21 protein-coding genes are annotated in these 19,154 nt (G+C 58.8%); 17 read left to right on the top strand and 4 right to left on the bottom strand.

Features of this window, described 5'->3' with window-relative positions:
• The first annotated feature begins 16 nt into the window (after positions 1-16).
• The 7 genes from EV586_RS00685 to EV586_RS00715 all read left to right on the top strand — a co-directional run bounded on the left by EV586_RS00685 (position 17) and on the right by EV586_RS00715 (position 6,076).
• Positions 17-1,432, top strand: coding sequence for a YheC/YheD family endospore coat-associated protein (locus EV586_RS00685; protein WP_132943167.1), 1,416 nt, complete (start codon positions 17-19; stop codon positions 1,430-1,432).
• Positions 1,392-2,726: a YheC/YheD family endospore coat-associated protein gene (locus EV586_RS00690; RefSeq protein WP_132943168.1), complete on the top strand. Its 1,335-nt coding sequence runs from the start codon at positions 1,392-1,394 to the stop codon at positions 2,724-2,726. Before EV586_RS00685 ends, EV586_RS00690 begins: the two co-directional genes overlap by 41 nt.
• 84 nt (positions 2,727-2,810) lie before the next feature.
• Entirely contained in the window at positions 2,811-3,722 is a 912-nt protein-coding gene (locus EV586_RS00695; protein ID WP_132943169.1) for a PhzF family phenazine biosynthesis protein, read from the top strand.
• Positions 3,723-3,815: 93 nt separating this feature from the next.
• Positions 3,816-4,655, top strand: coding sequence for an archaetidylserine decarboxylase (asd, locus tag EV586_RS00700; protein WP_132943170.1), 840 nt, complete (start codon positions 3,816-3,818; stop codon positions 4,653-4,655).
• A gap of 114 nt (positions 4,656-4,769) precedes the next feature.
• On the top strand, positions 4,770-5,135 hold the full coding sequence (locus EV586_RS00705) for a hypothetical protein (RefSeq protein ID WP_132943171.1): 366 nt from the start codon (positions 4,770-4,772) through the stop codon (positions 5,133-5,135).
• Positions 5,136-5,194: 59 nt separating this feature from the next.
• Positions 5,195-5,392 (top strand): hypothetical protein, encoded by a 198-nt coding sequence (locus EV586_RS00710; protein ID WP_132943172.1) that lies wholly within the window; start codon positions 5,195-5,197, stop codon positions 5,390-5,392.
• Between the two features lie 21 nt (positions 5,393-5,413).
• Complete coding sequence (locus EV586_RS00715; protein WP_132943173.1) at positions 5,414-6,076, top strand: serine/threonine protein kinase; 663 nt, start codon at positions 5,414-5,416, stop codon at positions 6,074-6,076.
• Positions 6,077-6,102: 26 nt separating this feature from the next.
• Here the strand turns inward: EV586_RS00715 and EV586_RS00720 are convergent, their stop codons facing one another.
• Positions 6,103-6,477, bottom strand: a complete 375-nt coding sequence (locus EV586_RS00720; protein WP_132943174.1) for a hypothetical protein — start codon at positions 6,475-6,477, stop codon at positions 6,103-6,105.
• Positions 6,478-6,765: 288 nt separating this feature from the next.
• On the opposite strand from EV586_RS00720, the gene EV586_RS00725 reads away from it, so the two are divergent.
• From EV586_RS00725 to EV586_RS00765, 9 genes are all read left to right on the top strand, one after another.
• Positions 6,766-8,448, top strand: coding sequence for a DNA repair helicase XPB (locus EV586_RS00725; protein WP_481937741.1), 1,683 nt, complete (start codon positions 6,766-6,768; stop codon positions 8,446-8,448).
• A complete protein-coding gene (locus EV586_RS00730) occupies positions 8,445-10,031 on the top strand; it encodes a helicase-associated domain-containing protein (protein ID WP_132943176.1) in 1,587 nt (528 codons plus the stop codon). The genes EV586_RS00725 and EV586_RS00730 overlap by 4 nt, the downstream gene beginning before the upstream one ends.
• Positions 10,032-10,282: 251 nt before the next feature.
• Positions 10,283-10,834, top strand: coding sequence for a ReoY family proteolytic degradation factor (locus EV586_RS00735; protein WP_132943177.1), 552 nt, complete (start codon positions 10,283-10,285; stop codon positions 10,832-10,834).
• Between the two features lie 69 nt (positions 10,835-10,903).
• Positions 10,904-11,617, top strand: coding sequence for a creatininase family protein (locus tag EV586_RS00740; RefSeq protein WP_132943178.1), 714 nt, complete (start codon positions 10,904-10,906; stop codon positions 11,615-11,617).
• A 240-nt stretch (positions 11,618-11,857) separates the two neighbouring features.
• Complete coding sequence (locus tag EV586_RS00745) at positions 11,858-12,406, top strand: ubiquinol-cytochrome c reductase iron-sulfur subunit (protein WP_132943179.1); 549 nt, start codon at positions 11,858-11,860, stop codon at positions 12,404-12,406.
• Positions 12,407-12,435: 29 nt separating this feature from the next.
• A complete protein-coding gene (qcrB, locus tag EV586_RS00750; RefSeq protein ID WP_087457937.1) occupies positions 12,436-13,107 on the top strand; it encodes a menaquinol-cytochrome c reductase cytochrome b subunit in 672 nt (223 codons plus the stop codon).
• 50 nt (positions 13,108-13,157) lie between these two features.
• Positions 13,158-13,919, top strand: coding sequence for a menaquinol-cytochrome c reductase cytochrome b/c subunit (locus EV586_RS21540; protein ID WP_132943180.1), 762 nt, complete (start codon positions 13,158-13,160; stop codon positions 13,917-13,919).
• A 55-nt stretch (positions 13,920-13,974) separates the two neighbouring features.
• A complete protein-coding gene (locus tag EV586_RS00760) occupies positions 13,975-14,559 on the top strand; it encodes a DUF1405 domain-containing protein (RefSeq protein ID WP_132943181.1) in 585 nt (194 codons plus the stop codon).
• Between the two features lie 53 nt (positions 14,560-14,612).
• Entirely contained in the window at positions 14,613-15,404 is a 792-nt protein-coding gene (locus EV586_RS00765) for a sporulation protein YpjB (RefSeq protein ID WP_132943182.1), read from the top strand.
• Positions 15,405-15,436: 32 nt separating this feature from the next.
• On the opposite strand, the gene EV586_RS00770 is transcribed toward EV586_RS00765, so the two are convergent.
• Positions 15,437-16,285, bottom strand: coding sequence for a YitT family protein (locus EV586_RS00770; RefSeq protein WP_243652888.1), 849 nt, complete (start codon positions 16,283-16,285; stop codon positions 15,437-15,439).
• A gap of 130 nt (positions 16,286-16,415) precedes the next feature.
• Between EV586_RS00770 and EV586_RS00775 the strand changes: the two genes are divergently transcribed.
• A complete protein-coding gene (locus EV586_RS00775) occupies positions 16,416-17,366 on the top strand; it encodes a CPBP family intramembrane glutamic endopeptidase (RefSeq protein ID WP_132943183.1) in 951 nt (316 codons plus the stop codon).
• A gap of 29 nt (positions 17,367-17,395) precedes the next feature.
• On the opposite strand, the gene EV586_RS00780 is transcribed toward EV586_RS00775, so the two are convergent.
• The gene (locus tag EV586_RS00780; RefSeq protein WP_132943184.1) at positions 17,396-17,998 is read right to left on the bottom strand and encodes a DedA family protein; all 603 of its coding nucleotides are present in this window, start codon (positions 17,996-17,998) and stop codon (positions 17,396-17,398) included.
• Positions 17,999-18,074: 76 nt separating this feature from the next.
• Positions 18,075-19,130 carry a YkvI family membrane protein gene (locus EV586_RS00785; RefSeq protein ID WP_132943185.1) on the bottom strand — a complete coding sequence of 352 codons (1,056 nt, stop codon included), beginning with the start codon at positions 19,128-19,130 and terminating at the stop codon, positions 18,075-18,077.
• Positions 19,131-19,154 lie beyond the last annotated feature (24 nt).

The following is a 19,154-nucleotide window of genomic DNA, read 5'->3' on the forward strand; positions in this document are numbered from 1 at the left end:
AAGGGGAGGGGTATGAGTGAACCAACCCGGAACTTCCCTCATCCTCACCGCGCCCCGCAAGCAACTCGCAGAATGGGGTTTGCGTGATGGCGCGAGCGTGCCGCTCGTCTGCGGCAGGCTGCAAGGGACTGTAAGCGTGAAGCAAAGCGCCAAAGATGAGCAGACCACGAGCCTGCGCTGGCCGGACGGCAGGCTCACGTTCCAGATACAGGGGCTGTCCGGACAGATCGTCTATTCGAAAGCGGAAGGGTTCCGCATCGGCCCGGTCATCGGCATCATGACCACCGGCGTCCGGCGCGACCTCAAGAAGCCGATCGGCGGGCGCACGTCGCTGCTCAGCGATTTCGTCCGCGCTTCCCGCGAATTGAACGTGCTGTGCTACGTGTTTAACGCTTCCGATGTCAATTTTGCTGACGGCACTGTGCGCGGCGTGACGCTGTCCGGCCCGCCGGGGCGCGAGTCGTGGACGTTCGCCCGCTTTCCGCTGCCGGAAGTGGTCTACAACCGCGTGCCGCACCGCCGGGCGGAGACGCTGCCCGACGTCAAGAAATGCAAAGAGCGCTTCGGAGGGATGGGCGTGCCGCTGTTTAACGAGCGCTTCCTGAACAAAAATGAGATGTACCGCTGGCTGGCCCGGGACCCGCGCTCCGTAGCGTACATCCCCGCCACCGACCGCATGCGCTCGCCAGACGCCTTGCAGCGGTTTATTCAGACGCACAAGTTGGTCTATCTGAAGCCGACCGGAGGGAGCCTTGGCATGGGCATCTATCAGGTCGAGCGTGAAAAGCAGGGCTATCTCGTCCGCTACAAGCGGGAGCGGCAGCATGCCACGACCCGTTTTCTGACCGCCGACGCCTTGTATCAATTTGTCAAACGGCGCGCGCATCCGAAAAGCACCTATCTGATGCAGCAAGGCATCCGGCTGATGGAATACCAGGGCCGCAAAACAGACTTCCGCGTACACCTGCACAAAAACGGCCGCGGCGAGTGGGAAGCGGCCGGCATCGGTGGCAAGGTGGCAGGAGCCGACTCGGTCACCACGCATGTGCACAACGGCGGCAAGGTGGTCGACGGCGACCGGGCGCTGCGCGCCTGGTACGGCGAGCGCGCGGGACAGATGCGCGAGCGGATGATCGATGTGTCGATCCGCGTGGCCGACGTGATCCAAGGGCTGCTCAAAGGCGAGAGCGGCGAATTCGGCCTCGATGTCGGGCTCGATCAGGACGGTCATGTCTGGGTGTTCGAGACGAACGCCAAGCCTGGACGCGCCATCTTCCGCCATCCCGAACTGGTCGCGGCGGGGAAGAAGTCGGCCCGGCTGGTGCTGGAGTACGCTGCGCACCTCGTCAAATTTCCGCTGACCCAAGGACTTGCCAAAGGAGGGAGAGCGGATGAACCGCAAAGACATCATCCACATCGGAGTCCGCACTGACGGGGGCAAAAGCCCGTGGTACCTCTCGATCTCCGAAACGGCACGCCGCGAAGTGCGGCTGCCCTATCACCGTTCGCTGCGCGTGCGGATGGGCAAAAACTGCCCGCCGCTGATCCTGCCCGTCGAACCGAGCTGGCAGCAGGCCCGCTCATCCGGCGACATCCTCGTGCCGGTCCGCGCCCAGAAGACCCGCCACGGCATTGTGCTCGGCCCGATTATTGCGATTCTGACGGTGGTGCGCAGCAGCACCGGCGGATTTCGCGGCAACAAAGCGAATTTTAAAGACATCATCAAAGCGGGGAAGCGCTTAGGTCAGACTGTGGTCGTCTGCACGCCGGAAGGGCTGCGCTCCCGCGAACGGATGGAGTGCTTCGTCTATACCGGGAAAGGCGCAACGCCGTGGAAGCGGGCTGTGCTGCCCTTGCCAAACGTCGTCTACAACCGCGTCCCCGACCGGGAGGCGGAACGCCGGCCGGAAGTGCTCCGCGTGAAAAAGTGGCTGGCCGAGCAGCAGATCCCGCTGTTCAACAATCGCTTTTTCGACAAGGCGGAGATCCACGACTGGCTGCAAGGCGAACAGGAAACGTCGCGCTACCTGCCTTACACCGAGGCCTTGCGTCAGGAAGAGCAGATCGGGCGGATGCTGCGCCGCCACAAGCTGGTCTACGTGAAGCCTGCCGACGGCAAAGCGGGGGACGGCATCATCCAGATCCGCGCCGAAGGAAAAGGCTATGCCGTCACCGTGCAAAAAAAAGGCCAGCGCACGCGCACGCAGGTCTCCACGCGTCAGGAAGCGGCTGCTCTCGCCGCCAAAGCGGTGAACAACCGCCCCTACCTGCTCCAGCAAGGCATCTCCCTCGCCACGTATGACGGGCGGCAGTTCGACCTGCGCCTGCTCCTGCAGAAGAACCGCCACGGGCATTGGCGCGTCACCGGCATGGGGGCGCGGATCGCCGACAGCGACGGGATCACCACCCACGTTCCTAACGGCGGGCGGATCGAAAAAGCGGGCGTGGCGCTGCAGAGCGCCTTTGGCAAATCGCGCGCCGCAGCGCTGGAGGAGAAAGTGAAAGACATGGCGCTTCTGATCGCCGCCGCCATCGAGCGGCAGTGCCACAGCGAAGGGCAGATCGGCGAGATGTCGATGGACATCGGGGTCACCGCCGACGGCACCTTGTATTTCTTCGAAGCGAACGCCAAGCCGATGAAGTTTGACGAACCGTACATCCGCGCCAAATCGCTGCTCCGGCTGCTCCAATACTGTGAATTTCTTGCCGAACACTCCGTCACCTGACGGGGTGTTTTGCTTTGCAGGGGAAGCGGGCGGGGAAGGCGAACATACAGGGAAAGACGCAAGCCACTCAGGGAGGGACTTACGATGACCACACAGGTACGCATCTATCAGATGGACGCTTTTACCCACATTCCGTTCGGCGGCAATCCGGCCGGCGTCGTGCCCGATGCCGCCGGCTTGACCGCCGAGCAGATGCAGAAGATCGCCCGCGAGATGAACTGCTCGGAGACGGCGTTCGCCTGCCCGTCCAGCACACCGGGCGCCGACTTGCGCGTGCGCTTTTTCACGCCGACCGAGGAGATCGACCTCTGCGGACACGCCACGATCTCGATCTTCGTCGCGCTCGGCATGGAACAGCGCTTTGGCGCCGACCTGCCGATCACCGTCGTTCAGGAGACCAACGTCGGCCTCCTGCCGGTGATGCTGACCCAGAACAGCGACGGGATGATCCAGGCGCTGATGACGCAGGCCGCTCCGCAGTTCCGGGCGTGCGACCTGTCCCGCCGGGAAGCGGCGCAACTGATCGGTCTGGAAGAGGCGGACATCGACCGCGACCTGCCGATCGGGCTGGCCTATACCGGGGTCTGGGATCTGTTCATTCCGATCAAGACCCGGGAAGCGTTCGAGCGGATGAATCCGGAGACCGCCCGGATCGCCGTGCACAACCGCGGGCTTGGCGTCACTTCGACGCACTGCTATTCGTTTGACACCGTCCACGAATCGTCGCACCTGCACACCCGCGATTTTTCGCCGGCGGTCGGCATCCCGGAAGATCCGGCGACCGGCACGGCGAACGGCGCGCTCGGCGCGTTTTTGCTGCGCCACGGCGTGCTGGTGCCGCAGGGTGAGCAGCTGCGCCTGACGGTCGAGCAGGGCTTTGAGATCGGCCGCCCGAGCTTTCTCACGGTCGAAGTGGACGGTGAGCCGAACTCGCCGCGCACCGTGCGCGTCGGCGGCACGGCGGTGCCGATTCTGCAAGGCACGATGAGCTTCTGAGCATTCCGGACAAGTTCTTTGACTAATCCCCGCCAAGATGAGTAATATAGAAACAATGAACTTTTTCATACTATTTCATGTTGGGGGATTTGAATGTCAGACCGTTTGCAGTTGTTCCTGATGAATCTGCTTCCGAAAAATACGGTGTCTCGCCTTGCGGGCCGTTTTGCCGGCAGCAGCTTTTCCAGACTGTTTATCCCGATGTACATCAAGAAGTTCCAGGTCAACCTGCAGGAGGCGGAGCGGGCGTGGGAGCACTACCCGAGCCTGGTCGAGTTCTTCATCCGCCGCCTGAAGCCGGAGGCGCGCCCGGTCGACCCGGCGGCCGACAGCGTCGTCTCGCCGGTCGATGGCAAAGTTGCGCAGCTCGGCCGCATCGAAGACGGCCACCTCGTTCAGGCCAAAGGCGTGCTGTTTACGGCAGCCGAACTGCTCGGCGGTGATGCCGAGCGGGCGAAGCGCTACCACGGCGGCACGTTCTTGACCGTCTACCTGTCGCCGACCGACTACCACCGCATTCACATGCCGCTCGCCGGACACGTCACCGCGTCGACGTACGTGCCGGGCACCTTGTTCCCGGTCAACCCGTTTGGGGTGCGCGCCGTGCAGGGGCTGTTTGCGAAAAACGAGCGCCTGATCACCTATTTCGACACGGCGGCAGGCGAAGTCGCTCTGGTCAAAGTCGGTGCGACGATCGTCGGGTCGGTCAAAGTCGAGTATGACGAAGTTTCCGGCACGAACATCAAAGGCGGGCGTCTCGAACACCGCGATCTGCCGGACGGTCCGTCCTACGGCAAAGGCGAAGAAGTCGCCCGCTTCGAATTCGGCTCGACGATCATCCTGCTCTTTGAGCCGGGCCGGGTCGAGCTGAAGGAAGACCTCTATCCGGAAGCTCGTGTGCGCATGGGGGAGAAGATCGGTCGTATTTTGTAATAATAAGGAGTCGATGCCAGCATCGGCTCCTTCCTTTTTGTCATGGAAAGCTATATGCTAAACATACACTCAACAAATACACGTTTTTCACTACACTGGAAAGGAGAGAAGCCGATGAAGCAGTTTATTCATGTCAAGACGATGGACGGTGAACTCAAACGGACGGAGATCAGACGCGGCGTCGGATTCCGGTTGACGACCAAAGAGATGATTCTGCTGCGCGAAGACGTCTCCTATCACATCTATCTCGATGACATTCTCGGCGTCATCTCCCGTGAAGAAGATGAGGCGGGTATTCATCAGGAGAAGATCGGCGACACGAAGGTGGCGCACCACTTCGGAGCCGCCTCTTATAAGATTGTGGCGACCAAACTGCGCATGTACAACCGCAGCGGTATGGTCGAGCGGGGATCGTCCACGCTGTTCACCCAGCTTTCCTCAGGATTTTCCAAACAGCTGCTTGAGCTGTTGAACGCATAGTCATCCGCCTGCATACGATATTCCAGATTTGCGAGAGATATGCAACTGGAGGAATCGCCATGGCAGGGAAAAAAGCAGGAGCCAAAAAGAAAACGCTCGTCGACGCTGCGCAGCGGCAGCAGCAGATGCCGATCGTCACTGTCGACACGTGTCTGAAATGCCCCTCGGTCTGCGTCCGCGGGGCCGCCTATATGGAGAAGATGTCAAAGCCCGGCAGCATCGGCTTTGGCGTTCCTTGCATCCTGCGGCGCAAGTAATCAGGGAAGGGGGAGTCCTCATTGATCGAAGACGTGCAGCAAGATGTGGGACAGGTGCGCGTGCGCTCCGTCAAACCGCGCGATCCGGTCGAGGTGCGGGAACATCCGGACAACTGGCGCTGCATCGGCGTCGGCAACACGGCCGCCGTGTTTCAGCCCAAAGACCATCCGCAGAAGGTGGTCAAAGTGTATGCCGACTCGCACGCCCACATCGCTTCTCGGGAAGCGGCCATCTACGAACAGCTTGGGGATTCGCCTTATTTCCCGCGCTTTTTTGAAAGAGGAGACAACTTTCTCGTCATCGAATACAAGCCGGGCACCAATCTTTATGACTGTCTGCTGCAGGGGATCCGCATCCCGGAGCAGGTGATCCAAGACGTGGACGAAGCGATCAGATATGCGCAGAGCCGCGGCCTGAATCCGTCCGACATCCATGTCAAAAATGTGCTCGTTCACAACGGCCGCGGCTATCTGGTCGACGTGTCCGAATACGGCAAAGCAGGTACGTGCAAGCGCTGGGAGACCTTGAAAAAGGCTTACTACGACTACTACCTCGACCTTTACAAGCCGGGCCTGACCGTCCCGTCCTGGCTCTTGGAGACGATCCGCAAATGGTACAAAGCAAATGAAGGCGAAGGCGACATCCTTGGATTCGCGGAGCGAATCAAGCGGATGTTCTTCTGAGCCGACGCAACAAAAAGTGGAGTCCGCTAATGTGCGTACTCCACTTTTTCTTCGGTCAAATATTCCATGGCGTCTTCTGGTCTGGTAAAGTACCCCCGCTCCTCCGGGTGGGCGGCCCGTTTGCGCAACTCTTTCATCAACTGGCTCAGCGTGCCGTAGTCGGACGAAAGATAGGCGCAGCGCTTCACGCCGTAGTCGAGCAGGAGGAGATGCTTGTCTGTCAGCGTGCTCACATGTTCAGGATTAAGCTCGGACAGGTCGATCAGGACGGTAAAGCCCGGTCTGGTCAGCGGCAGCAGCCGCTCCAGACATTTGTCAGCGTGGGTTGAGAGAATTTCGTCTGCCCGCAAGGCATTGGCATAGATCCGATTGGCTTCAACATCGAGGCGGTATTGAACCATTCATATTTTCACTCCCCGTACAAGTTCTTAACCCTACGCAAAATTATATGATAGAAAGCACATCCTGTATAGAGAATTTGCGTACAGAAATATGAAAATTGCCACTCTTCCCCCGGACCAAGAACTACCTGCACTGCACGGGGGCATTTCGTGTTACAATACAAGTTGTAACGGCTTACTTCTTACAACTCGAACATCTATTGAGACTCCGCATCGGTCAGGATCGCGGGGTTTTTTTTATGCCCAAAACGGGAAAAATAGCGGAGAGAATGGAAGGAGATGACAGGTGTGTCCTCTTCAAAATCGCTCCCGAAACCTTTGATCGTCCAATCGGACGGCACGCTGCTGGTGGAGACGGCCCATCCGGACTTCGAAGCGGTGCGCGATCGGTTGTTAGGCTTTGCTGAGCTATTCAAAAGCCCTGAGCATTTTCATACATACCGGATCAGCACGATCTCGCTGTGGCATGCGGCGGCGATGGGTCAGACACCGGAGACGGTGCTGCGCGTCCTGCACGAACAGAGCCGCTATCCCTTGCCCTTGAACCTGCAGCAGATGGTGCTGACCGAAATGAACAAATACGGCTCGCTGACCCTGGTGCTAGGCGACGGCTGCCATCTGCTCGAAGGCGAGCGCGATCTGCTCGACGAGATCCGCCGCCTGCCGGAGCTCAAAGCGCACCTGAGCGGGCGCAAGCGCACCGTCCTGCAGATCAAAGAACACGCGCGCGGCGCGGTCAAGCGCCTGCTTGCCAAGCACGGCTATCCAGTCCGCGACCGCGTCGGCTACGTGGACGGCGATCCGCTGCCGCTGACACTGCGCACCAGAACGCAAAGCGGCCGCGCCTTCCTGCTCCGCCCCTACCAGCAGGAAGCGGTGGAGCGGTTTGCAGCGGGCGGCGTGGACGGCGGCAGCGGTGTGGTCGTGTTGCCCTGCGGAGCCGGGAAGACGGTGGTCGGGATCGCCGCAATCGCGCGGATGCAGACGCACACGCTGATCCTGACACCGAACATCCTCGCCGCCCGCCAGTGGATCGCCGAGCTGCTCGACAAGACCGACCTGACCGCAGACGACATCGGCGAATACACGTCTGAGCACAAGCACATCCGGGCGGTCACCGTCACCACCTACCAGATGCTGACCTACCGCAGCGGCAGCAGTTATCCACACTTCGAACGGCTGAACAGCGTGCGCTGGGGCCTGATCGTCTATGATGAAGTGCACCTGCTGCCCGCCCCGATCTTCCGCCTGACCGCCGATGTGCAGAGCACGCGCCGGCTCGGGCTGACCGCGACGCTCGTCCGCGAAGACGGGGCGGAGCATGACGTATTCGCGATGATCGGCCCGAAAAAATACGAGGTGCCGTGGAAGGTGATGGAGCAGGGCGGCTATCTCGCGCCGACCGAGTGCTATGAGATCAATGTGCCGCTGCCCCGCGACTGGCGCATCCGCTACACCGCAGCCGCAAAGCGCCAAAAATACCGCATCGCATCGCTAAACCCGCAGAAGTACGAGGTGATCCGCACCTTGCTCGCCAAGCATCAACAGGACCGGGTGCTGATCATCGGACAGTACCTGGAGCAGTTGGAGGAAGCGGGGGCGCGCTTCGGAGCGCCCGTGCTGACCGGCAAGACGAAACTGGCGGAGCGCGAGCGGCTGTTCCGGCAATTTCGGGACGGCGCGGTCTCGGTGCTGATCGTCTCGAAAGTCGCCAACGTCGCGATCGACCTGCCGGACGCCAATGTGGCGATCCAGATCTCCGGTGCGTTTGGCTCCCGTCAGGAGGAAGCGCAGCGCATCGGCCGCCTCTTGCGCCCGAACCAAGACGGCAGCACGTCCGCGTTTTACACGGTCGTCACCCGCGACACGGTCGACCGCGAACTGGCCAACCATCGCCAGCTGTTTTTGACCGAGCAAGGCTACACGTACCGCGTGCTAAACGCTGAAGAGATCGGAGGCAGCGCCCCATGAGGCTCAGTGAATGTTTAAACTCGTCCAGCGTCGATACGCTGCGCAAGATCGCCGAAAGCTATGCGTTCGACTGCTCGCTCAGTTCGAAAAACGCGCTGATGCAGGAGATCCTGTCCCACTTCAACAATCGCAAATTTATCGAATGCGCCTATGCCAAGCTCCAAGAGGACGCCTACAAAGAAGCGGTCTCCCAGCTGATGCTCGACCGGCGCGAGACCTTTTCCCGCGAAGACGTGCTGGCGATGGTGCGGCGCACCGGCGAAGGCAGCCCGGAGGACGGGCAGAAACAGATGCAGCGGATGCTTGGCGACGGCTGGCTGTATTGCCTGAACTCGAAAGGCGGACGCCAGATCTACTACATCCCGGACGATCTGCGCCGCACGATGCGCGACCATCTGGCCGACAGCCTCAAGCGGCGCGTCCGCATCGCTGAAAGTGCGCCGATCGTCTATCGCGATGAAAACATGGCCCTGCAGCGCGACCTGGCCTTGTTCCTGAACTTCGTGAGCAAAAACGACATCCGCATCACCAAGGACGGCACGATCCTGAAGCGCGTTCAGCAGCAGATCCTCGCCCTGTTTGAAATCAAAGAGGAGCCGCTCGGCAAAGTCGCCTGGCGCTTCGGCTACGGACGCCGCTTTCATGATTATCCGGACCGTTTCGCCCTGATCTACGACTACTGCTTCAGCAGCGGGCTGATCGAAGAGACGGGGGAGGGAGAACTGCTCGCCACCCCGGCAGCCGCAGAATGGCTTCTGCAGCCGGAGAAAGCGCGCGCCGCCGACCTGTTCCGCTATTGGCGGCTGCTCTACCGCCGGCCGATCCCGCAATTGAAGCTGTGCATCGCCACGCTGGCCCAGACGGCGAAAGGGGACTGGGTGCACGCCGCGTCGATGAACGAACTGCTCACCCCGTACGTCGGGAATTACTATTATGAGCAGGCGGAGCTGGTGATGGAGCAGCGCATCTATCAGATGCTCGTCCATCAGGGCCTGCTCGCCCACGGGCAGCTTGCCGACGGGACGGCGGTGATCAAGCTGACCGCTTTCGGGCGCGAATTTCTGCTCGACGAAGCGGTGGAGATCGAAGAGGAGCCGGCCGAGCTGCTGACCGAGCGGACGATGCCGCTGATCATCCAGCCCAATTTTGACCTGCTGGTGCCGCTGGAATCGTTTGAGCGCATCGCTTGGGAGCTGGAGGAGCTGACCGAACTGATCCGCGTCGATACGATGCGCGTGCACCGCCTGACCAAAAAAAGCGTGCTCCGCGCCTTCGATTTCGGCTGGACCTGTGAGACGGTGCTCGACTTCCTGCGCGAAGAGTCGGACGGGCTGCTGCCGGGCAACGTCGAGCGGATGATCGAGCAGTGGGCAGCCGAGTTCGGCCGCGTCAAGCTGTACCGCGCCATCGTCGTCGAATGCGGCGATGAGACGACCGCCGCCGATTTGCAGAGCCTGCCCGAGCTGAAGCCCCATGTGCGGCTGGTGCTGACCCCGACCCATTTTCTGATCGCCGATGCCGGCCTGCCGCTCGTGCAGGCGCAGCTGGCCAAGCTCGGCTATCCGAGCGAGCTGATCGAATAAAGCGACCTCCTGCGGGCCTTGACAGGCCCGCTTTTTATTTCCTCCAATTCCCCCTTCACAGACAATCCTTGCAACCGATAAAATAGAAGCATAGGCGAATACACAAATTCCAAATTTGTTGCAGAAATGTTGCAGAAAAAAGGAAAATATCTGCGACCTGCCGAATATAATGCAGTAAGAAAATTCACAACATTCCGAATGGAACGAGTGACAAATTCGGTTGTGAAGACACAGTGAAGGAGGGAACGGCGATGGGAGAAGTCATTACGATTGCTGAAAAGAAAACGTTTATTAAGTGGTTTATCGAGAAGTACGACCTGCAAAACCGTGAAGCGGAGTGGCTTTTGCAATACATTGCCTCGTCCGATCAGTTGCTTGAGCGCGTTCACTTCATTGATAACTTCCGCAACCTGCCGAAGACGATTTTGATCTCGACTAAATGCGTGCAGATGACGCCGTTCAAATTTTACAAAAACAAGCGCGTGACGTCCGATGTGGAAAAGGCGTTTCTCGACATTCACAATAATCCGGGTGAAGACATCTTCATCGGCCTGTTCTTCAAAGACCGCACCACCTCTCCCGAATACGCTTCGGTTCTCGAGCAGAACCCGATGGATGATACGAAAGAAACGATCGATGCGCTCGTCTCGCTGCAGGCGGAACTGGTGCTCGATTACGCGCTGAAGACGTTCCGCATGGACGCTTTAAAGCAGGAGATCGACCGGGCGCTCGACCGCGGCGACAAAGACATGTTCGTGGAATTGTCAAACAAACTTCGCGAAGAGATGGAACTGGGCACTTGAGCCCGGTTCTTTTTTTTGTACATAATAAAGGGAGGGAAACACCATACTGGAAAGGAGGGAGAGGTAACCATGAAACTGACACATGTACATATGAAAAACTTCGAGGAGTACAAGCCCTACATCGACACGCTGATCCTGCCTGTCGGAGCGGTGGAGGCGCACGGTCCGCACGCCCCGCTCGGCACCGACCTGCTGATTCCGCAGCTGATCGCCGAATATATTGAAGGCAAGCTGTCCGGACGCGTCTGGACGGCGCCGGTGATCCCGTATGGGCATTGCGCCGTGCTGGCCGACTTCCCGGGCACGATCGATGTGCCGAACCGCATCTTTGCCGACTATGTGCATGCGGTCGTCGCTTCTTTCTCCCGGCACGGCATCAAGCACGTCGTGCTGCTCAACGGCCACGGCGGCAACATCACCGCGCTGAACGAGACGGCGATGCGCCTTAGCGAGCTCGGCCTGCACACGCTGGTCAGCAACTACTGGCTGGACTACCAGGCGGAGATCCAAGCGATCGCGCCGGGCACCGGCCACGGGGGAGAAGATGAGACGTCGCTGGTGATGGTGGCAGCCAAAGGGGCGGTCGACCTGACGCTCGCGGGCAGCCACGAGCTGGTGGCACCGACTCGGGCCCGCTTCCCGGAGATGGGCAAGCGTCTGTACCCGGACGGGTACTCCGGCAACGCGGCGGCGGCAAGCGCTGAAAAGGGCGAAGAGCTGCTGCAACTGATCGGAGACCGCATCTTGCAGGAGATCACCAAAATGTGGGAGCTCAACTCGTAACTTTTTGTGACACTTTTTGTGGCGGTCCGATGTTTGACCCGGAGTCAAACGGGGAAAACATAAGGGAAAACAGCTGTCAGGGCGCCTTGAGAAAAGTTGCACATGCTTGCTTGACACTGTATAGACCAGAATGTAAGATTGAAGCGAAGATAGTACGGGTCATTTTTCCCATACCAGGGTTAGGGTATGACAGCAAGATGACTGGCACGATTTTTTGTCAACGGTAGGGAGGTAAGAACTATGAGTGACCAAAAGAACCAGGGGAAAGAAGGACTCTCCCGCCGTCAGTTCCTCACTTATGCATTGGGGGGCACTGGCGCGTTTATGGCAGCTACGATTGCAGCGCCTTTGATTCCGTTCACCCTTGATCCGCTCACTCGCGCCGGCGCAGGCACATTTGTCGACTCAGGCTTGAGTGAAGCTGATGTCAAATCGGATCTGCCGCAGCTGATTGAGTTCAAAGTCCACCGCAAAGACGGCTGGATTGAAGAGAACGCGAAGTACACGGCTTGGGTGATCAAGGACGAGCAGGGCAAGATCCTTGCGATGTCTCCGGTCTGCACCCACCTGGGCTGCCAGGTAGCAGGCACGACCGACCCGAACGGCAACCCGCAGCCGGCAGCAGACGGCAAATGGTGGTTCCATTGCCCGTGCCACGGCGGCCGTTACACCGCCACCGGTGTCAATGACCCGACCAAACCGCCGACTCGTCCGCTCGACTTGTTTGAGACGAAGATCGAAGGCGGCAAAGTAATGATCAGCTCCAAGCTGAACCAGCGTAAAGCGTAATTGACGTTGAAAGTAGGTGAGTAAGACAGATGTTGAAAAAAACATATGACTGGATTGACGAACGCCTGGGCGTTACACCGATTTGGCGTGACATCGCCGATCACGATGTCCCGGCTCACGTCAACCCGGCGAACAAGATGTCCGCGTTCGTCTACTGCTTCGGCGGCCTGACGTTCCTGATCATCGTCACCCAGATTTTGTCCGGTATGTTCCTCGCTATGTACTATGTGCCTGATATTGTAAACGCTTATCGTTCTGTACAATACATCACGGATGAAGTATTGCTTGGCAACATTGTCCGCGGTATGCACTTCTGGGGCGCGTCATTGGTCATTATCATGATGTTCCTGCACATGCTCCGCGTATTCTTCACCGGTTCGTATAAAGCTCCGCGCGAGCTGAACTGGGTTGTCGGCGTCTTGATCTTCTTCGTCGTCATCGGCTTCGGCTTCACCGGCTACCTCTTGCCGTGGGACCAAAAAGCTTACTGGGCGACCGCTGTAGGTGCTCAGATCGCAGAGACCGTTCCGTTCCTTGGTCCGTACATCAAGACCCTGCTGATCGGCGGCGACATCCTCGGCGCGCTGACCCTGACTCGCTTCTTTGCGATTCACGTGTTCTTCTTGCCGGCTGCTCTTCTCGGGCTGTTGGGCTTGCACTTCATCATGATCCGCAAACAAGGTATCGCCGGTCCTCTCTAAGATCGATGCGGGTTCAGCTCAACTGTTAACTGAGAAGGAGGTTAAAAAGAATGGCTCACGATCATTTTCGCGACCGCATTCCTGGCACACCGCGCTTTAAAGAAAAAGACAAGAAGAAGCCGCTCGGAACGGAACCGTTCTTTCCAAACTTTCTTCTGAAAGAATGGATCGTAGGTTCGCTCTTCCTCGTTGCTTTTGTACTTTGGATTATTTTCAACCCGGTTCACCTCACCGATCCGGCCGACCCGAACCCGTCCGGGTTCATTCCGATGCCGGACTGGTACTTCCTGTTCCTCTACCAGCTGCTCAAGTACTTCCCGGGCGACATGGTATGGATGGGTACGGTTGTCGTTCCTGGCGTTGCTTCCACGCTGCTGATCATCGCTCCGTGGCTCGACAACAGCAAGGCGCGCCATCCGTTCAAGCGTCCGGTTGCGACCACCGCGATGACGCTGGCAGTCCTGCTGTGCATCTGGCTGACCTACGAAGCGGAAGTGCAGCACGAAGACGCGCTGGCACACGCTCCGAAGCCGGTGGACAAGTCGGAAATGCCGGTTGACACCGCGCTCGTCGACGAAGGCGACGCTGGCGCAGCGGTCTTCAAACAGTCCTGCGCAGGCTGCCACGGCGCCGACCTGAAAGGTGTAGCAGGTCCGTATTTGCTTGGCGTTGGTAACAAATACGACGCTGCACAACTCGAAGAGGTCATCACCAAAGGCTTCCCGCCGTTGATGCCTCCGGGTGGCGGTTTGACCGACAAGGCGAAAATCGCAGAAATTGCTGCCTGGCTTTCCAAGCAGAAGCAAAAATAATCGGAGAAACCGACCCGGGCCAACCGGGTCGGTTTTTTCATAGGAGGTCGCCCTTGTGCTGCAAGTGATCCGCGCGCAGCTGATGAGCCGTCCCTTTCTGTGGCTCTTGTTTTTCTGCAACCTGCTGGGCACGATCTACGGCTTTTATTGGTACCGCTATCAGCTCGAAGATACGGCGTGGTACTGGAACTTTTTTGTGCCGGACAGCCCGACGTCCTCCGGTCTGTTTACGCTGGTGCTCTTCCTGTGGCTGATCCGCAAATCCTCGCCGTTTTTGGAGATGTTGTCGATGGTGACGAACATCAAATACGGCATCTGGGCCTGCGGTGTGATCTTTACATACGGTCTTGCGGACGGCCGAATCGAAGCGCAAAACTGGATGCTCGTCCTGTCGCACGGCGCGATGGCGGTCGAAGTCATTCTCTACAATTTTGCCTACAGCCGCAAGTTCGACTGGAGCTTGTTGTGGATCGGTGCGGTCTGGCTGCTCTTCAATGATTTTGTGGACTATGTGTACGGGATTCATCCGTATTTGCAAGATGAGCGCTTCTTTGCGGACGTTCAGTTCTGGACTCCGCTCTTGAGCATTTTGACGCTCGTGCTGGTCGCGGCGCTGCGACCGAAAGCTCGGACCAACTAGCATGTCTAATTGATCGCCTCCCCCCATATAGATGTGGTGGGAGGCGATTTTTTATGTGTAGGCGTCTGGCTTGGCTGCTCGTCCTCTTTCTTGCCGTCTTCGGTGTCACGCCCGCGCAGGCTGCAGAGTTGGTGAATCCAATCACCTTGTATCAGGAGTCGGTCAAGGTGGAGAGCATGATCAAGCAAGGGGAGAGTCCGGCCAAAGTGCTGCCGGCCTTGGATGCATTGTCTGACATGTATACGCGGCTCGATCCGCGCAAGATTCATCAACGCGTGGAAGGGCAGCAGGCGGTGACCGCAGAACTGATCGCGCTGAAGCAGATGTTTGCTGCCGTCAAGGGACCGGAGCAGGCGGTGGCAGAATACCGCATCCACCGGCTGACTGTGGCGTTTGATTCTCTGGCTTATCCGGCGTCTTCGGCGTGGCTGCCGATCGCGCGGTCGATGGAGAACAACCTTGACAAGCTGATCGAAGCGGTAGCAAAAGGGGATCAAAAAGCGGCGCGCACGATCATGGCGAAGCTGCGTCAGGAGCGGGATCAGATCCAACTCGCGCTGCAACTGCACGGTCATCCGGCGGAGTTGAATGCGCAGTGGTCCGCCCATCGCTTTGTCGAGTTGCAGCTCACCGCCGAGCAGGTCACCGACAAGCAAGGCACGCTCGATGCGCTGGGGTCGTACAAAGCGTCGCTTGGCAATGTGACCTCACAATTTCACAAAGTTGAAGAACCGCCGTTTTTGCCGGTGCTGCACCTGACGCTCGATCCGGTGATGTATGGTACGGCAGGCGCGACGATCCTAGCTATCTTTGGCTGGCGGATGTTTCGCAAAAAGAAAAACTAGGAATCCCTGGGACTCCTAGTTTTTCGCGTGTTTTACTGTTTGGCTTGTTTCAGCGGGTTGAACCCTTCGCCGAGCACGTCGTGCACGTCGTTGACGACGATGAAGGCGAGCGGGTCGATCTGGCGGCAGATCTCGTTCACGCGGGTGATCTCTTCGCGGGAGACGACCACATAGAGGACCTGCTTGTCGCGGCCGGTGTAGCCGCCGACGCCGTTGAGCAGCGTGGTGCCGCGCTCGAGCTGGTCATGGATCGCGTCGGCGATCAAGGTGCTCTGGTCGGAAATGATGAACATGGCGCGGGAGGTGGAGACCCCTTCGACGACCATGTCGATCACGCGGGCGGCAACAAAGAGGGCGACGAGCGAATACATCGCGACATCTTTTCCGACGATGAAGGCGACGATGGTGATCACGATCACGTCGATCATAAACAAGGTGCGGCCCATGCTCCAGCCCCAGTAGTGGTTGACGAGGCGGGCGATGATGTCGGCGCCGCCGGTGGTGCCGCCATAGCGGAAGATGATGCCGAGGCCGACCCCGGAGGCGACACCGCCGTAGAGGGAAGCGAGCAGCTTATCTTCCACGCCCATCGAGAACCAGCCGATCGTCAGCTCTGCAAACACAGAGACGGAGACGACGCCGAAGATTGTCTTCAGCAAAAATTCGCGGCCAAACCGCTTCCAGCCAATCAGAAACAAGGGGATGTTCAAGACGAGGAAGGTCAGACCGACCGGTATTTTGAACAGATACAGCCCGAGGATCGAGATGCCGACAAAACCGCCTTCTGCCAGGCCGTTTTGGATGATGAAGTTATTCAGTCCGAAAGTGAATACAAAAGCACCGACCATGATGCCGAAGTATTCAAGAAGTTGACGTTGCAAGCCGGTTCCGCCTTTCTGATCGTAAGAATCGATTAGGTTGTCACTAGTGTACCTACAGCGGAATTTTTGAACAAGGTGCTTTGTAATAGTCGCAATCTTGTGTGTTGCGCATGAATAAGGGGGACGGGGGATGAAGCGAAATCTCGCGCGTAATGTGCAGCTGACCGGAGCGCTCCTGCTGATCTGGGCGTTTTTGCAGGACATCCTGCTCACGCTGTCCACGATGACCTTCGTCCGCGATGAGCACGGGAAATGGCAGGCGCTGATCCAGGCGGAGCAGATCTCGCCGCTCTGGTCGGTGCTGTCGCTTTTGTTTGTGCTGACCGGGCTGGCGGTGTTTCTGGCCGGCTACCTGTTGAAAAAACGGGTTGTGTTGCCGAAACATCAGGGGCGTACCCGGCTGACACTGCGCGACTTGGCGATGTCGTTCGGGTGGGTTGGACTGTTGTTTTTCGGCAGTGTGTTTCTCTATTATTTTGCGGTCGGCGGGCTGATTCCGGAATGGTTCCGCACGTCGCCCGGCGCCAGCGCGTTAGGCGGCGTGTCGCTGCAGATCGTGGCGATCCTCGTCATTCCGCTCTATTTCCGCAAGTCGCTGGCGGAGATCGGGCTGCAGCGGCCGGTGCTGAACTGGAAGATGCTCGGCTATGTGCTGATGTTTTTCTGTTTCGTCTACGCCATGTCGCTCGTCACGACCTCGCTGTCCGACTGGATGGGCATCGACACGGAATCCTACCGGGAGAAGCACATCTCCCAGGAATTGAACGACGCCAAGGCGCTCGGCATCCTGATGGCGATGCTGCCGGTGCTGGCGACGGCGGTGATCGCGCCGCTCGGGGAGGAACTGCTCTTTCGCGGCGTGCTGCAATCGGTGCTGACGGCGAAGTGGGGCGTCTACGCCGGGGTGATCGGCTCGGCGCTGATCTTCTCGCTGATCCATGCCGACCTCGTGCTGTTCGTGCCGATTTTCCTGATGGGCGTGCTGTTCAGTGTGCTCTACCGGATCACAGGCTCACTTTGGGCGCCGATCTGGCTGCACGCGATCAACAACCTGATCGCCAGTCTGAACGATCTGTTCTAAAAAAGCCTTCCCACAGCGTGTGGGAAGGCTTATTTGATGCGTTTGCGGCGGCGCCAGTAGAACAGGCCGTAGAGAAGACCGGCGACCAGGGCGAGACCGACGATCCAGAAGACCAGCCGGTGAGTCAGCTCCGTGACGCGCGTCCAATGCACGCCGAGCACGTTGCCAAGCGTGATGAACGTCAGCGACCAGATGATGCCGCCCGCATAGGCGTACAGGGCGAAGGAGCTGTACTTCATCCGCGACATTCCGGCCGCAAAGGCGGTCACATGGCGGATGCCGGGGAGAAAGTAGCCGATGATGAGCACGAATTTGCCGAAGCGGTTGTACCAGTTGTTCACCATGTCCAGCCGCTTTTGGTTGATGCCGAAGCGGCGTCCGTACTTTTCGACGAGAGGCAGGCCAAAGCGGTGGCCAAGCCAGTAGGATATCGAGATCCCCACGATGCTGCCCGAAATGGCGGTGAGCAGCGTGACGGTCAAGTTCATCGTGCCTTGTGAGACTAAGTAGCCGCAATAGGTCATCAAAATCTCGTCCGGGATGGGCAGACCTACGATGCCGAGCACCAGCGAGATGAACAAGCCAAAGTAGCCATAAGTTGTCACTAGCTCTAAAACGGTTTCCTTAATCATGAGACGGCACAAGGCACCTACCTTCCTCGACGACATGCGCTTACTAGCATATCATACCAAGCTTGGCGATCTCAAATCATTTTTTTAGCCCAATGCGCCGCGGCCAGAGCAGAAGCAGGAGCAGCAGGAAGCTGACGTAGCCGAATACGGGATACAGATAATGCACGATATTCGAAAAGCCGATCTGTGCCACAAAAAACGCGGCGGTCAAGATAACGACGGTGATCAGCGACCCGTGCACTTTGTTTTCCGGGCTGGCCAGCTGAGTGCTGATGCCAAACACGTTGGCGATCAGGGTCGAGTAGATCTCGCCCCACAGCGCCACGATGAACAGGCCTTGCATCAGCGGCGAAAAGGTCGAGGACAGAAAGCCCATCGGAACTTCGTATTCGGCGATCATCGGCATGCGGGTCGACATGGCGTATTGCGCGCCGAGCAGCATGATGCCAAGACCCAGCGCGCCGAGCAGCCCGCCGAGCTTGAGGACGCTCGGTTTTTTCATCTCGCCGCCCATCGGGATGAGCACGGAGACGGCAAGCCCCATGTTCAAGGCGGCATAGGTGATCGCCGAGATGATCCACGCATAGCCTGTCGAGCCGGACGTCGCGACGGTCAGGGCCGGCTTGTACTCCGTCTGGAAAAAGCTCTGCAGGAAGATCGTGACGACGACGAGCAGCATCACCGGCACGATGACCGTGTTCGCCGTCATGATGCCCTTCATGCCGCGCAAGATGGTCAGGAAGGTCAGCGCCATCGTCAGGAGCACGCCGATCTGGAAGGAGAGGTTCAACTGCTCTTCGAACAGGGCGCCGACGCCGGCCAGCATGGCGACGGAGACGAAGAACAGCATGATCATCATCGCGATGTCGATCAGCGCGGCCAGCCGCCTGCCGAACAGATAGGCGGTCATTTCGCGATAGGAGCGGGCTTTCAGTTTGTGCCCGAGCAAGAGCATCTGCACGCCGACCCAGGCAAACAAGGCGACGGCGAGGAGGATGGCAGGATAGGCCATCGGTCCCAGCAGTGTGAAAAACTGCAAGATCTCCTGCCCGGATGCAAAACCGGCGCCGACGACCGTTCCGATGTAGGTGAATGCGATCTGCAGTGAAAGTCGTAAATCGGTTCCATTCATAGCTTATCCCCCCTACTAGCAACC

The organism is Tumebacillus sp. BK434, assembly GCF_004340785.1.
GTDB lineage: Bacteria > Bacillota > Bacilli > Tumebacillales > Tumebacillaceae > Tumebacillus_A.